The sequence below is a fragment of the Streptococcus cuniculi genome (assembly GCF_004570575.1).
Classification (GTDB): domain Bacteria; phylum Bacillota; class Bacilli; order Lactobacillales; family Streptococcaceae; genus Streptococcus; species Streptococcus cuniculi_A.
In genome coordinates this window covers 1-15,083 of sequence record NZ_SPPD01000010.1, presented here as the reverse complement: position 1 = coordinate 15,083, position 15,083 = coordinate 1, and the positions used below count along the sequence as shown (strand labels likewise).

At 43.7% G+C, this 15,083-nt stretch carries 14 protein-coding genes; 3 read left to right on the top strand and 11 right to left on the bottom strand.

The features are described 5' to 3' along the window. Positions 1-37: 37 nt before the first annotated feature. Positions 38-208: a DUF3042 family protein gene (locus E4T82_RS07470; protein ID WP_075098970.1), complete on the top strand. Its 171-nt coding sequence runs from the start codon at positions 38-40 to the stop codon at positions 206-208. Between the two features lie 172 nt (positions 209-380). On the opposite strand, the gene E4T82_RS07465 is transcribed toward E4T82_RS07470, so the two are convergent. Further along, a complete protein-coding gene (locus tag E4T82_RS07465; RefSeq protein WP_135182224.1) occupies positions 381-1,547 on the bottom strand; it encodes an MFS transporter in 1,167 nt (388 codons plus the stop codon). 204 nt (positions 1,548-1,751) lie between these two features. Between E4T82_RS07465 and E4T82_RS07460 the strand changes: the two genes are divergently transcribed. Then, positions 1,752-2,903, top strand: coding sequence for a cobalamin-independent methionine synthase II family protein (locus E4T82_RS07460; protein WP_135182223.1), 1,152 nt, complete (start codon positions 1,752-1,754; stop codon positions 2,901-2,903). Between the two features lie 280 nt (positions 2,904-3,183). Here the strand turns inward: E4T82_RS07460 and E4T82_RS07455 are convergent, their stop codons facing one another. The 6 genes from E4T82_RS07455 to E4T82_RS07430 all read right to left on the bottom strand — a co-directional run bounded on the left by E4T82_RS07455 (position 3,184) and on the right by E4T82_RS07430 (position 8,931). Next, entirely contained in the window at positions 3,184-4,545 is a 1,362-nt protein-coding gene (locus E4T82_RS07455) for a sensor histidine kinase (RefSeq protein ID WP_135182222.1), read from the bottom strand. Further along, a complete protein-coding gene (locus tag E4T82_RS07450; RefSeq protein WP_135182221.1) occupies positions 4,545-5,198 on the bottom strand; it encodes a response regulator transcription factor in 654 nt (217 codons plus the stop codon). The genes E4T82_RS07455 and E4T82_RS07450 overlap by 1 nt, the downstream gene beginning before the upstream one ends. Positions 5,199-5,863: 665 nt before the next feature. Continuing rightward, complete coding sequence (locus E4T82_RS07445; protein ID WP_135182220.1) at positions 5,864-6,538, bottom strand: G5 domain-containing protein; 675 nt, start codon at positions 6,536-6,538, stop codon at positions 5,864-5,866. A 15-nt stretch (positions 6,539-6,553) separates the two neighbouring features. Beyond that, entirely contained in the window at positions 6,554-7,183 is a 630-nt protein-coding gene (locus E4T82_RS07440; RefSeq protein WP_135182219.1) for a GAG-binding domain-containing protein, read from the bottom strand. A gap of 340 nt (positions 7,184-7,523) precedes the next feature. Then, positions 7,524-8,207 carry a DUF4956 domain-containing protein gene (locus tag E4T82_RS07435; protein ID WP_135182218.1) on the bottom strand — a complete coding sequence of 228 codons (684 nt, stop codon included), beginning with the start codon at positions 8,205-8,207 and terminating at the stop codon, positions 7,524-7,526. Further along, positions 8,188-8,931, bottom strand: a complete 744-nt coding sequence (locus E4T82_RS07430; RefSeq protein WP_135182217.1) for a polyphosphate polymerase domain-containing protein — start codon at positions 8,929-8,931, stop codon at positions 8,188-8,190. Before E4T82_RS07430 ends, E4T82_RS07435 begins: the two co-directional genes overlap by 20 nt. Before the next feature lie 576 nt (positions 8,932-9,507). Between E4T82_RS07430 and E4T82_RS07425 the strand changes: the two genes are divergently transcribed. Then, positions 9,508-9,810 carry a hypothetical protein gene (locus E4T82_RS07425; RefSeq protein WP_135182216.1) on the top strand — a complete coding sequence of 101 codons (303 nt, stop codon included), beginning with the start codon at positions 9,508-9,510 and terminating at the stop codon, positions 9,808-9,810. A 422-nt stretch (positions 9,811-10,232) separates the two neighbouring features. Here E4T82_RS07425 and E4T82_RS07420 read toward each other — a convergent pair whose 3' ends face one another. Genes E4T82_RS07420 through pheS form a run of 4 tightly spaced genes read right to left on the bottom strand, consistent with a single transcriptional unit; the run spans position 10,233 to position 14,697 of the window. Then, positions 10,233-10,676, bottom strand: a complete 444-nt coding sequence (locus E4T82_RS07420) for a cytidine deaminase family protein (RefSeq protein WP_135182215.1) — start codon at positions 10,674-10,676, stop codon at positions 10,233-10,235. A gap of 34 nt (positions 10,677-10,710) precedes the next feature. Further along, positions 10,711-13,113 (bottom strand): phenylalanine--tRNA ligase subunit beta, encoded by a 2,403-nt coding sequence (pheT, locus tag E4T82_RS07415; protein WP_135182214.1) that lies wholly within the window; start codon positions 13,111-13,113, stop codon positions 10,711-10,713. 9 nt (positions 13,114-13,122) lie between these two features. Next, positions 13,123-13,641, bottom strand: a complete 519-nt coding sequence (locus E4T82_RS07410) for a GNAT family N-acetyltransferase (RefSeq protein WP_135182213.1) — start codon at positions 13,639-13,641, stop codon at positions 13,123-13,125. Between the two features lie 9 nt (positions 13,642-13,650). Beyond that, positions 13,651-14,697 (bottom strand): phenylalanine--tRNA ligase subunit alpha, encoded by a 1,047-nt coding sequence (pheS, locus tag E4T82_RS07405; RefSeq protein ID WP_135182212.1) that lies wholly within the window; start codon positions 14,695-14,697, stop codon positions 13,651-13,653. Positions 14,698-15,083 lie beyond the last annotated feature (386 nt).

Sequence of the window (15,083 nt, the reverse complement as noted above, 5' to 3'; positions counted from 1 at the left end):
TACAATCTATTATAACACAAGTAAAGGAGAAACAACTATGGCTAAAGGTTTTGGAAAAGGTTTCTTGACAGGAGTTGCTAGCACAGTTGCTCTTGCCGCAGGTGCGATTTTTACCATTCATAAAACAATTATCGAACCTGAAGAAAAGAAAGAAGCGTTCATCGAAGAAAATCGTAAAAAAGCAGCACGCCGTCGCGTCGCACATTAAAAAAATGCTCCAGTGGAGCATTTTTTCATGAGCTTGAAAACAGGAAGACGAGTTATACCCCACTGGGGTATTTTTTAAGGTGCTGAAAAACAAGAAAGCGCATCTGCAATCCCAGCTTTCACCAAGCATACAAAGAAATGAGAACTTCTTTCTCCACTCTCTTTTTGTTTGATTACACAATCACATCTTCTTTTTCAATCACGAAAATCGAAACCATCATGGCAATGGTGACGATGATGAGACTGACGACAAGGGGAAACCAAGAGGCCGCTACAGAATAGCTATAGCCCAAGGCTACAGGCCCCACCGCCGCAATGAGATAGCCACCTGTCTGCACCATACCAGAAAGACGAGCTGTTGCCTGACTGTTGCTGGTTTTGAGCGATAGCGACAGCATCATATAAGGGAAGAGGGTGCTGACCGATACTCCTAAGAAGAGATGAATCCAGAGCCACATTGTAAAACTAGCTGATGCGAATAATATCAAAACCAAGCCCAACAAGGTCAAGCACGATAGACCAAGCATCAAGACTGCACGCTGTTCTTTCTTCAGGCGAGAGATAATACCTGGTGTAATCATCGACATCGGAATACTCACCAAGCTAAAAATCCCTGCTAAAAACCCTGCCTGTGCCTGCTCTATCCCTGCAGTTTGTGCCATGGTCGGAAGCCAGGTCAGCTCCGTATAAAAGAGCATGGACTGAAGACCACTAAAGACAAGAAAAGTCACTGCCGCCTTGTTCTTCCAAAGCGACACCGTTGTTTTCTCCTGCACCTTTTCGTCCACCCGATGACTCTCTTTCATATTGGGTAACCAGCAGACAAACGCAAGACCGATGAGCCCCGTTACTAGGAGAATTAAAAATTGCCAAGAAGTCGCAGAGACAATCGGTACTGCGACCATGGACGCAAGCGTTGATGTAACCCCCATAACCGTTATGTAGAGAGTTGTATACAGACCGATTCGTTGCGGGAAATTCGCCGCTACAATACTAGGCAATAGCACATTGATGACCGCAATCGTTGCCCCCACCACAATCGTTCCTAGGTATAGAAACGGAAGATTGACGATCCGCAACAGCGAACCAAGCACCATGAGGAACAACACGCCACCCATTAAGCGCTCCATGCCTAGCATACTTGCCAATTTCGGAGCAAGAGATGAGCAGAAAGCAAACATCAGCAAGGGAATGGAGGTAAGAATTCCCAACTCATTGACCAACACACCCAAGCTACTCGCAATATCGGTTAAAATAGGCGGAATGGCTGTAATGGGCACGCGCATCACTGCACCCAACATCACGATTCCAAGTGCAATAAAGAAAGTTTGTTTCTTCATGGATACCTCATTCTATTCAATGGAAGTTTTTTCTTTGATGATACTCACGCCATTATATCACAATTTAGGCGAAGAAGATAGCACTACAAAGACATTTCTATCCAGATATAGTCTCTAGCTATATCACTTCTTTTAAAATAACTATTTTTCATTTGTGTGGAAATTCGATAGAATAAGAACATCAACGAGAAATGGAGAACGAATATGACAAGATCACGATTTCAACTAGTAGGTTCCCTCTTACGTCCAGCAGATTTACGGGCATACAAGACACAGATTGAACACCGAGATGACATCCGCTATCCTTTTTACCAAGATTTCCCTGGCTACCAAGAGACAGAGACCAAGGACATCAAAACCATCGTCACTGAGCAAAAAGAAAAGGGCATTGACATCGTGACGGACGGTGAATATTCCAAATCCATGTGGCACCTTGACTTTGTCTGGGGTCTTAGAGGAATTGAGCGCTACATCGCTGAACATGGTTATACCTTTAAAGATCATGATGGCGGGCATTTTGAGACGCGAAAAGACATCGGAATCCGTATCACTGAAACACTCTCTGGAAAGAACCATCATTTTATCCAGATTTACAAATTGGTTCAAGCAGAGGCAGGTGATACAGCTACCAAATTAACCGTTTGGGGGCCTGCCCATGCCTATACCGAGTTAGCAGTCTTTGATGGCTTGTATGGAGAAGGTCAGGTCTATCCGACAGCTGATGCTTTAAAAGCAGGGCTTATCCAAGCCTACAAAGAATTCCTCGAAGACTACAAGGTGGCAGGTGGTAGCATTATCCAATTTGATGACTGTCTTTGGGAATTGTTTGACGAGAACAACCCTGCTAGCTTCTTTGCGGACGGAAATGCTGGTCTGGCTGATTTGGCAGATGCCTTTGTCGCCCTCAATAATGAAGTTGTTGACTTTGCCCATGAGCTTGGCTTGACGGTCTGGACCCACAATTGCCGTGGAAACTACGAAAGTCGCCATGCAGCAGGCGGCACCTATGAAGCCATCGCACAGAAATTCCTGCGTGACCAACACTATGACCGCTTCTTCCTCGAGTGGGATGACGAGCGAGCAGGTGATTTGAAGGCGCTTGAAAGCCTCAAAGATTCCAAGGCTGAAATCGTCTTAGGCCTTCTCTCTAGTAAGACCAATACCCTCGATGATGAAAAGCGTGTCTACCAATTGCTCGAGCAAGCTAGCACCATCATTCCAAAAGAACGCCTCTACCTCTCCCACCAATGTGGCTTTGCCTCATGTGATTCTGGAAATGAACTGTCTGTAGCGGAACAATGGGCCAAAATCAAACAAGGCCAAGAAATTGCTGACAGATTCTGGGCGGACCTATAAGAGTTAAAATAGCACAATCCTGTTTTAGCTAAAGCCTTGCTCTAAACAAAAGCATAGAAACCTCGTTTCTATGCTTTTTATCGTCTTTTCGTTTCCTTTTAGTACTCGCTCCAATAGTCTGAACTTGGAAATAAAACGAGTATAACTCGTATCAACAAGCTTTTGTATCTTAGTAATTGAATTCGAGCTAAGCACTGTGTGAAAAAGATAGGCAGATGTTTCGGCTTTAGCCGATTACAGCTGTGGCTACCGTTAGGTATGAACGAAATGACGATACAATCTAAAAGAAAATACTAAACCGCATCCATCTATCCTCAACCGCTTCAAAACGATAGGCCAACTGGTGCTGATTCAAAATCTGTTGGACGATAAAGAGTCCCAAGCCAGTCCCTCCGTCTTTTTTACTACGGCTGTAGTCTGGTCGATAGAATGGTTGGAAAATCTTCTCCACCTGCTCTTTTGTCAACACCTTTTCCGCTTCATTTTCAACGATGAGCTGATGTCCCTCTAGTCGGAGTACAATTTCTCCGCCGGCACGAGTATAATGAAAAGCATTATCCAGCAGATTCTTAATGGCTTTGAGAAGATAGGTTTGGTTCCCTTCTACATCTAGTGGTTCTAGTTTTACCGAAAAGCGATAGCCCTGAACTTCCGACAAGGTCTGGTAAAAACCGACCTGTTCCATCAAGGTATCCGACAGAGAAAACTTCTGATTCAAACCATCTGCAACCTGCATTTCTAACTTAGACATGTCTAAAATTGATTGCACCAATTGCGATTGGTGCTCTAAAATGTCACGGCATTTTTTTAAGTATTTCTCACGGTCTTTAAATTCTCCAACACCATAAATCATCCCATCGACGATGCCCAGCATGCCTGCGATGGGCGTTTTTAATTCATGAGAAGTCATCTGTAAAAATTCTGCCTTGCTCCGCTCACTCTCTACCACTTTCTCCGTTTCAAGTCGCAAGGCTGCCATATTGCGCAAAAGGCTATCATACAGTGTGTTGACATCTTGGGCCAAATCGGCAATCTCATCTCGTCCTTCCACCTGACAGGCCACATCAGGTGAGAGGCTAACCATCTTGCGTGTGGTCTCAGAAATCTGCTGGAGGCGCTTGGTCGAAACGCGACTATAGATATACGATAGACCTGTCCCTAAACATAGAAAAAAGATAAGGAAATACGGTGACAGATGAAATAAAACCTGACTTGCATCTGAAATGGGTTGTAAAGAATACTCCCCCTCTAGGGTATAGATTTTCCCATCCTTATCCAAGACGGTCTCGTTCATCTTCTCCCATTCTGTATCTTCTGAAAAAAATGGATTCACTTCCAAGGTGATTGGCTGATCTAGACCCTCGACCTCCACTTTGGGATAATAGACACTTCCTTCCTTATCAGATAGGCTGAACCACATCCGACTATTTTTTTGGTCGTATCGCTGTAAAAGGACTTCAATATCCGATATGGACTTTCCCTGCAAACTTTTCGATACATAATCAAATTCCTGCTTGACCTCGGTGATTTTGACAGACTGATAATAAATCGGTACCACAAAATACAAGGTCGTCAGTAAGGCTGTTACAACCAGAAAGATTAAACTACTGGTCCAGAGAAAATGTCGTTTCGCGATCTTCACTATTCATCTCTCCCTAGTTGATACCCCATCCCTGTAATCGTGACCAAAGGAATTCCTGGAATTTTCTTGCGAATATTTTTAATATGGTTATCCAATACCCGCGTATCAAGCTCGCTATAGCCCCAGATGCCATCCATCAATTGCTCACGGGTGACTAGATGATATTTTCGCTTAGCTAGGGTTTCAATCAGCTCGTACTCGGTCTTTGTAGGAGACATTTTTTCCCCTTTCCAATAAACCGTACAATCTTCCAAGGAAACGCGGAGTTCGTCTACAACGATTTCAGAATAGGTCGCTGTACGGCGCAAGATATTCTCAATCCGCTTGACCAAGATGAGCGGTGAAAATGGCTTGGTCACATAATCGCTAATCAGATGGTTAAAGCTGACTAATTGCGTGTATTCATCATCCAAAGCTGTCAACATCATGACTGGAACTTGAGAATGAAGTCGGATTTTTTTCAATACATCAAGACCATTGACTGTCGGTAGCATGATATCCAAAATAATCAAGTCAAAATTGTCTTTCGCGAAGCGCTCCAAGGCCTCTCCACCGTCCATGACAGATGTTACTTGATAACCATGTTCTTTTAAAAATTCGCAAATAACTTGATTGATGGTTGCATCATCTTCTACGACTAAAATCTTATACATTATCTTTCTCCTTTTCCTATCTTAATGTCTTCCTACCTGTTTTTTGAAATAACAAGCACCATCCATTATACACCAGTTTCAGAAAAGTGTCTGGCGACTACTCAAAAAACAGATAAAGCACAGATTCCCTGCTTTGCTGATTATCCAAATTTCCGTATAAAATGGTAGCTGAACAGTCTCTTGCCTACTCAGCCAACTTCTATTTGTGGTTAGATTGAGAAAGAAATAGGACAAGGAGGTAGCAGATAGCAGGGGGGACACTAGCTCAGCACTATAGTATGGCTAGCTAAAGATCTTTCCTTGAAAAATCCCAATAAGCTCAGCCCTAATCGGTGTCTTATCTTGACCAATATGAGGACAACTGCTACACTGAAAGTCCAGCTGATACAGAAGAGCAAGCCTGTCAATAGAGCACTTTTCATCGGGTATCGCTTGAGATAGAGGATCGCACGAGTAAACGAATGCATGAGTTCTCCTTTCCTTCCCCACTGTAATTTCAGTATATCAAACGCTCACCTTCTTTCTCTAATACTCCTCTGTTTTTTCTCTACGTTTTACGTTCTTCCGATGTTGCTTAGACATCGCACTACTCAAACATCTGTTACGAACTGACAAAGAGAGCAGACCTCACAGTCTACTCTCTTCATGACGATTCTTCTCTCGTATTATTTTTTACGATTTTTGACAAACAAACCTGTCAAACCTGCCAAAGCGACCCCAACAAAGGACAGGAGACTAGGCACTGCATTGGTTCTCGGTAAAACGCGGCCACTCTTTCCCAGATCTTGTTGATCTTTCTTGCCAACGACTGTCTCTCCACCGTCTTTTTTGTCCGGTGTTTTCGCTATTTTCTTTTTGACTTCCTTGATACCGATTTCCACGACTTCATCAATAGCGGGTTTGGTAATCGTGTCTGAAATCACTATGCGAGATACAAGGGTTTCCCCTTGCATTTTTACTTCTGCGACAACTGTCCGCACACCTGCCACACCTTTTGTGACAAGGCGTTTTTCACCCTTTGGCAAGTCCGCATTTTCTTTGGTGATTGTTTGGTATGGAACTGCTTCTTCACGTGTTTCTTGGCGAGTGATGATCTCAGCCTTAGGCTTGCCTGACTGGTCTGGCGTTTCTGCCTTAGGAGCAGGCTCACTCGGTTGACTCGGATTTTCTACCTTAGGAACAGGCTGGGCAGGTACAAGCGGAATCAGGGGCGTACCTGATAGGATACGATACAAGTCATTAAACTTCTTCTGCCGTGGATAAATATCCCGATTGAGAAATCCTACAAAATCACTCCTCTTACCTCCAGCTTCTATAGAGGCGTAGACATCATAAAACATTTCCTTGAGTAGGGTTCACAGTTCTTGATTATCTGGAAATTGCTTATGCTTCTGCTCCAAGTCACGAGCGATATATTCCATAGTTCCGTAGTGAAAAGCATTGTACAAGTTACTTAAACGTCTAGCTAGTTCTTGATTTGTCAAGTTGGCATCTATTTCAGGATTTAAACTGTAAAACGATTGCAAATAGCCGTCTAACATGTCGCCAATTGCCGACCATGTATACATTTGACCGTCGTATAAACTCGCATCTGTCAATTCTGGCAACTGTCGAATGTCTCTAAAAATCATTATAGCCTTTTCTACAGTTTCACTTTCTTCATCTTTCAAGGCCTGAATATTGGCTTTTTTGGCTGCAAATAAGGCATTATCAACTTCTATCTCAGACTGAGCAACTTCTATTTGTTTTTTGAATTCCTCTTTTTGTTCTGCGGTCAAATAGGCTAAACTGTCAAGCTCAGCGCGAGAGCTCACTCGCTTTTGAGAGATAAAGTCATGCGCTACCATCGGTAGAGGACTGGCAGTCGTTGCAGTCAAGGGCGCCTCTTGGTTCCCTTCATTCGGTGTTGGTTGCTCAGCCTGTATGGCATGCGGTGCTACCGCTACTAAGGCAGCAGTCGCTGCTAGGTATAGTTGTTTTTTCATATCAGTTTTCCCTCTCTACTTCAATATCGTGACTAATCTAGTCCAATCTTACGACCATTATATAGAAAAAAGAGGGGGGTGACAAATCAAGGTCGAATAAATATGTTATCTAAAAATCCGAATATTTTTTTGAATTTCCTTCCAAAAATATCTAAATTCCAATCCTTAATCACTTTCTATATCAAAATGATACGAATAACCCGAATTTCTCTCTGACATCTGTGGTCTATCTATTTTTTTAACTTGCAATCTACAGATAAAACATAGAAAATCTTTACCTTGTCTACAAATGAAACGTAAAAATCCCCCAGAATAAGCTGAGGGATAGGGATTTTAGAAACTATAGGGATTTTTTCTTAGGAGCTTGTTTGTGGAGATGAACACTGATAGGCTCTACCGCAAGTAAGCTATCCATCAACTGCTGATCGCTCATCTTCCGACTCAGAAGCACCTGATACTCCAAGACCATGACCTCCTTCTTTTTCTTATACTGGACGGATAGCAATTCGACCTGCTGGCAAACCTTGCCCAATTGGTTGTCCACAAAGCCTTGTTTTTCACACTCTTTCGGAAGGCGAATCAACAGATAACGTCGCTCTTGATTGATTTGGGCAAAACGTGTATTCTCTAATATCAGCACCATCAACCCCAAGAGGAGGGTGATTGCAATCGCTAGCGTCACATGCCCCATTCCCGTCGCAAGACCAATCGCCGTCGCCATGAAGACCGCTAAGAGCTCCTTTGAACTCCCTGCTGCCGATCGAAAACGAATCAGACTGAAGGTCCCTGCGACTGCGACACTGGTACCAAGACTTCCATTGATTAAAAAGATGATGACCGCAATCAAGCTAGGCAACAAACTCAAGGTCACCACAAATTCCTTGGTGTAACTAGTCTTATACTTGTAAATCCCTGCAAGCACAAGACCCAAAACGAGACTGGCAGCTAAACTGATTCCTAGCTGTCCTACCGTGACATTGGTCGTAGTGCTCGTGAAAATACTCCTAAACAACTGCGTTTCCATGGCGCTCACCTCCCTTACTTGCCTGTGCTAGACGATAGGCAGTTCCATATTTTGAAAAAGATTGCTTTTCAATCTGGTATTTGGCTAGTAACTCAACCAACCAAGCTGGCTGCTCCTCTGGCACCTTGATTTCCATGATGACCTTATCGTGATCAAGCAGGGGGGCACCAAATTTCCCTGCAAACACATCAACATGGACATCACGATACAGAAGATTCTGATCCACCGTTACGCGCACCTTTCTATCCTCTTTTCCTTTAAAAGACACACGGTCATAGTAGATATACATTTTGGGATTGATAGACCCATAGCGTTCCCGCAAGGTTACTAGTTCTGATGCCACCTTTTCATCGCAAATGGTCTCATCCACCGTTCCTTTTTCCACATAATTCATCACCACAATCGGCGTTGAGGTCAGGCGGTACTTGAACCCTATGCCATTTTCTTTTTTCTTGACTTCTAAAAAAGCCTGACTATCCGGAGATGGTGTGGCATCATAGACCCGCATCCTCACTTTTTCTCGACCATTCTTCTTTTCGATGGCATCCTGAATCATGTCAAATTGTTCATTATCAAAATAAAGATTGGTAATGGTGGACTTGGCATAATCGTCTGCCACCATGTGGGCGCGCAATTCCTGTTCAAACTGGGCAAATACCTTTTTGTCTACAATATACTTTGATTCTTTCCGTCTAAACTGTCTCTGAACAATTCTTGTTTTCATGTGTCACTTCCTTTATCCTTGATGAAGCTAGGATATCAAAGAAAGATGAAAGAAAACTGAAAGTTTCATTAAAGAAATCTTAAACAGAATAGTTGGGGTCTCTTGATAAATATGTTATTGTATAGTCAAGTAACCTCTATCCTTATCAACTATCAGCTTTTGCTTTTTGATATTTTCTGAACGAGTGCGAACGCAAACAAACTCCAAAAGAGTTTCAATTGCTCCTTTTTAACTCTAAGATCTCAAAAATACCGTTCTTAGCACCGACCTTACTGTTGCTAATAATTCCACTACGGCGAAAATATCGCTGTTAACTCACTGATACCCTATAAAAATCAAATTCTGACTAGGCAACGAAACCGCAGGTAGTTGAAATAGTTGAGAACTATTTCAAGTTGGAAATAAGAAAAGTACTACTTTTCTCAACAGTTCATTAAGCTGAGTTAACAATGTCAGAGTTTGATTTTTGACGAGTATTAGTTCGCCACTTCTTTAAGAAGTATAGACAAGGTCAGATAATCATGAAATGATACTGTTGATTTTTATTGAATATGCAACCAAGAATGGAGTATGACTATGTACGAATTTTGCCTTGAATACGGCTGTTTTCCCGTTAAAAAAATCGATGATTTTGGCGAACATCGCAAGGAAATCCCTGATTTTCTAATAGATGATGGGGACTTGATTGCCCAACTAGAACACATCAACCAGCTGTTTCATGAATTATTTCTGACCATCGAATGCAAATTTGACTATATCGGCAAGCAATCCCCAGAAAAAATTGCGGTCATCCACACCCTCTATGACGACATCGCAGAGCAGCTCCTCGCTAAATACGGTGAAACAGAGAAGATTAAGATTGAATTATTTTTATTATAGTCAAATGAATGAACTTTGATACATCGTCACTTTCGACTTGCCGTACTCATACTCAATGAAAATCAAGTACTGTCCGCGTCTCAGTCCCTTCTCTGAAAGTTCATTCATTGACTATATAAAGCTCTGCTAACTGAACATTCGATTTTTCGATTTTCGTGAGCAGAGCAATCCACAGCAAATACTTTTTGCTGTGGTAAAAGTGGGAGTGTGACAGAAGTCATGATTTCGTTGAAATCGATTATCCTCGCTTTTTAGTTTCTGGGCTCGGGCTAAAATAATCCACTGGATTATTTTACTCCGCAGGAAGTCGCTACCGTCCGCACCATCTAAGAAAAGTATCATAAAAGAACTCTTTTTTAATCAAAAAAACTTGGAAATCCAAGTTTTTTCTTGTATCAATAGAAAATTGAAAGAAGATTCGTTCAATCACGATGCTCTACTTCATCTGCTTGATAACGCTCTTCTCCCCACCAGTAAGGCATGAGGTCTTTTAAAATCACCATCTCACGCTTTTCATAATCAAGCATGATTTCCATGTTTTTGTTCTGAGGCGATAGTTGCATGAGAAATTCACGACAGGCACCACAAGGCATACCTGACCCACCTCCATACGGAGGTTTGTCACGAAAGGCAATCATGCGCTTAATGGTCGTTTGACCCGATTGTTGGTACATGTTAAAAGCAGCTGCACGTTCTGCACAAAGATGAAAGACACCTGCCGTTCCCTCCATACAAAAGCCCGTGAAAATCTCTCCATTTTCTGCTTCAACAGCAGCCACCACATGGTGAGCATAGACAAAGGGGGTAACTTCTACTGGAGCGTACTGCCTCTGTGCCTCTTCATATAGTTTGGTCCAAATGTCCATTTTTCTCTCCTTTTATTCTCTCTAACATCAACGATTAGCGAATCTCCGCACCGATTTCTTCGAGTGCTTTTGAAATTTTTTTCATATCCTTAGCCACTTCCTCATCGGTCAAGCTATCATTGGGATTTTGGAAGGTCAAGTTGTAGGCCATGGATTTTTTATCTGCCTCAATGTTACTACCGGTATAAATATCAAAGAGACTCACCTTGGTCAGACGCTTCACATTGGCAGATGAAATGGCATCCAGAATCGCTTGGTGCTGGGTGTCACGGTCAACCAAGAGGGCAATGTCACGGCTAACTGCTGGGAATTTTGAAATCTCAACGAATGCCTGAGCTGGTTGAAGCGCAGCTTCCAATGCATCGACATTGACTTCCGCCACATAGGTTTCAGGAATACCGTAGTCTTTCGCTAGCTGCGGATGTACTTGCCCCACAAACCCAATCACCTGACCGTCTAGCTCAAGCTGGGCTGTCCGTCCTGGGTGAAGAGCCGCTAAGCTACTAGTTGCCACATAATGGACTTCAAGCGAATACTTGGCAAAGAGAGCCTCTAATACCCCTTTTGCGTGGAAGAAATCAACTGGCACTGCTGCTGTTTGGAAATCTTTTTCGGCTACGAGACCTGTCAAAGCAAAGGCAAACTTGGTGATTTCCTGTGGTAGATCTTGGAGTGGGTCACCCGCCTGTTCAAAGACTTTTCCGATTTCATACAAGGCCAAATCCTTATTCTTACGCGCCACATTGTAGGCTACGGTCTCCAGCATACCTGAAATCATATTTTGACGAAGCGCAGAACGATCGACTGTCATCGGCCACATCAATTCGGTGACGGTGGTTGGTGCAAGGGTAAACGCAACAGCCTTCTCAGGAATTGTAAGCGCATAGGTAATAACCTCGCTCAAGCCTGCACCTTCTGCTAGATTGCGAATCTGACGGCGAATTTTTTGGCTGATCGTCAATTCACCTGCTGTTCCGTCTTCTTTTGGCAAAGTGGTTGGCAGATTGTCATAGCCGTAGATCCGCGCAATTTCTTCAACCAAGTCTGCTGGAATGCGAATATCCCAACGGCGACGTGGCACTTGAACGGTAAAGGTTTCTTCATCACCTGCAATTTCCATCCCCAAACGGCGGAAAATGTCCGCGATATCGCTATAGAGAAGGCTGGTTCCCAAGGAGCGATTGACATAGTCCAGACTAGTTGAAACGGCTACTGGGCTAGTCTCTACTTCGCCCGCAGAAACGACACCTGCTAGAACCCGCCCGCCTGCTAGATCTGCAATCATGCTGGCTGCCGCATCCATTGCTGCCGCAATATCTGCCACGTTAATCCCTTTTTCAAAACGAGAAGATGATTCAGAGCGGAGATTCAATCGACCAGATGTTTTTCGGATGGATTGGCCGTCAAAAAGAGCTGCTTCTAGGACAATGTTTTTCGACTGGGCATCAATTTCTGTCGCAGCACCACCCATGACACCACCGAGGGCAACCGCCTTATCGGCAACGGAAATCACGATGTCATCCGCTACTAATTCACGCTCGACTTCATCCAGGGTCACCAAGGTTTCATGGTCTCTGGCATCACGCGCCACAATGGTCTTGCCTTCAAATTTATCTAGGTCAAAAGCGTGCATGGGTTGTCCAAAATAGAGCAAGATGTAGTTGGTCACATCGACCACATTGTTAATCGGACGAATCCCTGCATTCATCAAGAGGTTTTGCAACCACTGAGGACTCGGTGCAATGGTCACATTTTCAATCACACGTACACGGTAGGTTGCAACCTTTTGAGACTCAATGGCCACCTTAATCACATCGCTGGCTGACTTGTCTGTTTCGACAAGCGGAAACTCTTTGAAGTGAGGAGTTTTGTCATAAATCGTTGCGACTTCATGGGCTACCCCACGCATGGAAAGCGCATCCGCACGATTAGGTGTGATAGACAACTCAATCACTTCATCATCCAAGTCAAGATAGGCAAAAACCTCCTCACCATTGACCGCATCAGCTGGCAGAATCTGAATCCCGTCCGCAAACTCTTTTGGCACCACCGAGTCCGAAATCCCCAGTTCTCCGAGCGAACATATCATACCGAGCGATTCCAAGCCACGGATTTTCCCTTTTTTAATCTTGTAGTTGTCTGCAATGCGTGCGCCTGGAAGGGCCACCATGACCTTGATTCCTGCACGAACATTCGGTGCTCCGCAGACGATTTGACGAGGCGCTTCTTCACCCACATCAACTTGGCAGACGTGAAGGTTCGTTTCTGGCACATCTTCGCAGGACAGGACTTCTCCGACCACAATTTTTGACAGACCTGCCGCAGGAGACGTCACGCCTTCTACCTCAATTCCTGTCGTTGACATTTTTTCAGCTAAATCCTTACTTGGCACCTCAATGTCAACTAATTCTTTTAACCATTTGTAACTTACTAACATCTTACTTCCTCATTTTTCTTCATTTATCCGCTTTTTTAGGAGCCAGTCAATATCTATGGTTTCTCCCGTCACGTATTCATGCTCACTAAAGCGTTCAAAGCCATACTTGAAATAAAACTTCTGCGCCTTGAAATTCTTCTCCCAGACACCTAACCAAGCCCAGCTAAAACCGCCTGCTACTGCTTTTTCAAGGGCAAATTCAAACAAGGCCTTACCCAAACCATAGCCTTGGTAGGATTTCAAGACATAAATCCGCTGAATTTCAAAGGCATTTTCCAATTCATGCTCGGTCTGCGCCTCACCCCAATTGACCTTCAAAAACCCAACGGGCTGACGATTATGGAGGACAAAGTAGTAGGCAGATTCTGGATGGCCCCACTCTTTTTCCAAGGTTTCAAGAGCCAGATCATGGGTATAAAAATAGTCCAAATCTGCCTCTTTGATAAATTCTCCAAAGGTTTCACGAAAGGTCTGCATGGCCATTTCACGCAACAGTGGCAATTCTTGTTTCTTGATTTCAACAATCATCTTGACACCTTACTTGAACTGCTCAGAAAAGCGGACATCGCCTTGGTAGAAACCACGAATGTCATTAATTCCATATCGGAGCATGGCAATCCGTTCCTGACCAAGTCCAAAGGCAAAGCCAGAGTATTCTGTTGGATCGATTCCGCTCATTTCAAGCACCTGAGGATGCACCATACCAGCCCCCAAGATTTCAATCCAGCCTGTCTTCTTGCAGACATTGCAGCCCTCGCCCCCACACTTGAAGCAGGATACGTCTACCTCTACAGACGGCTCTGTAAATGGAAAGTAAGACGGACGCAGACGAATTTGACGGTCAGCACCAAACATTTTCTTGACAATCATCTCAAGCGTACCTTTTAAGTCGCCCATGGAAACATTTTTCCCGACAACCAAGCCCTCAATCTGATGGAATTGGTGGCTGTGGGTCGCATCGTCTGTATCCCGACGGAAGACGCGCCCTGGAGAAATCATCTTCAAAGCGCCCTTTGAAAAGTCATGCTGATCCATAGTCCGCGCCTGAACAGGACTAGTATGGGTCCGCATTAGGATTTCGTCTGTGATGTAGAAAGTATCTTGCATATCACGGGCTGGGTGATCTTTAGGCAAGTTCATACGCTCAAAGTTGTAATAGTCTTTTTCCACCTCAAAGCCATCCACAATTTGAAAACCCATGCCGAGGAAGATATCCTCGATTTCCTCACTGGTCTGGGTCAAAACATGGCGAAAACCTTGTTTGACTGCGCGTCCTGGCAAGGTCACATCGATGGATTCTTGGGCGAGTTGCGCCTTGATTTTTTCTGCCTCAACCAGCGCTGCTGTTTCCTCAAAAGCCTTGGTCAAGACATCGCGGACCTCATTGACCTGCTTGCCGACGATTGGTTTCATCTCGTTTGATAGGTCTTTGAGCCCTTTTAATAAATCTGTCAGAGAGCCCTTTTTCCCGAGTACAGCGACCCGCAATTCTTGCAAGTCTTTGGCATTTTCATGACGAATCTTTTTCAGTTCATCTAGCGTTGATTGTCTTAATTCCGCTAATTGTTGTTCAATTGTTGACATATTTCCTCCAAAATAAAAACGCATGACCACACCTAATCGGAGCGTTGTCACGCGGTACCATCCGTTTTCATTTGCCTGTCGCAAACCTTTATTTTTAAGTCCTTGTACGAGTGAATTCGACCTATTTTCACTGAATGAGCTTTCAGTCACGGCTCATCTCCCTGGACAGTTTCCCTAGATGTACTAGTCTCGCAGACCTCTATTCAATTACTACCATTCTAGCAAAAATAGTACGATTTTGCAATGGGGAATTGATTCTATGCACGACGTACGCATGAAAAGTTTCCCAGTGAGCTTTCGTCCTTAGAAAGCATTTTAAAACAGGCAAAACATTCGGTCTCCCCAGTATTGAATCTACTTCCCAAATAATTGTGGTAAATAGTCCT

Bases quoted from the DNA above. Each gene is read 5' to 3' on its own strand.
- E4T82_RS07420 (WP_135182215.1), bottom strand. From the start codon at position 10,676: ATGGACATTTGGACCAAACTATATGAAGAGGCACAGAGGCAGTACGCT.
- E4T82_RS07440 (WP_135182219.1), bottom strand. From the start codon at position 7,183: ATGAAAAAACAACTATACCTAGCAGCGACTGCTGCCTTAGTAGCGGTA.
- pheT (WP_135182214.1), bottom strand. From the start codon at position 13,113: ATGTTAGTAAGTTACAAATGGTTAAAAGAATTAGTTGACATTGAGGTG.
- E4T82_RS07435 (WP_135182218.1), bottom strand. From the start codon at position 8,207: ATGGAAACGCAGTTGTTTAGGAGTATTTTCACGAGCACTACGACCAAT.
- E4T82_RS07425 (WP_135182216.1), top strand. From the start codon at position 9,508: ATGTACGAATTTTGCCTTGAATACGGCTGTTTTCCCGTTAAAAAAATC.
- E4T82_RS07450 (WP_135182221.1), bottom strand. From the start codon at position 5,198: ATGTATAAGATTTTAGTCGTAGAAGATGATGCAACCATCAATCAAGTT.
- E4T82_RS07470 (WP_075098970.1), top strand. From the start codon at position 38: ATGGCTAAAGGTTTTGGAAAAGGTTTCTTGACAGGAGTTGCTAGCACA.
- E4T82_RS07445 (WP_135182220.1), bottom strand. From the start codon at position 6,538: ATGTTTTATGATGTCTACGCCTCTATAGAAGCTGGAGGTAAGAGGAGT.
- E4T82_RS07410 (WP_135182213.1), bottom strand. From the start codon at position 13,641: ATGATTGTTGAAATCAAGAAACAAGAATTGCCACTGTTGCGTGAAATG.
- E4T82_RS07460 (WP_135182223.1), top strand. From the start codon at position 1,752: ATGACAAGATCACGATTTCAACTAGTAGGTTCCCTCTTACGTCCAGCA.
- pheS (WP_135182212.1), bottom strand. From the start codon at position 14,697: ATGTCAACAATTGAACAACAATTAGCGGAATTAAGACAATCAACGCTA.
- E4T82_RS07465 (WP_135182224.1), bottom strand. From the start codon at position 1,547: ATGAAGAAACAAACTTTCTTTATTGCACTTGGAATCGTGATGTTGGGT.
- E4T82_RS07430 (WP_135182217.1), bottom strand. From the start codon at position 8,931: ATGAAAACAAGAATTGTTCAGAGACAGTTTAGACGGAAAGAATCAAAG.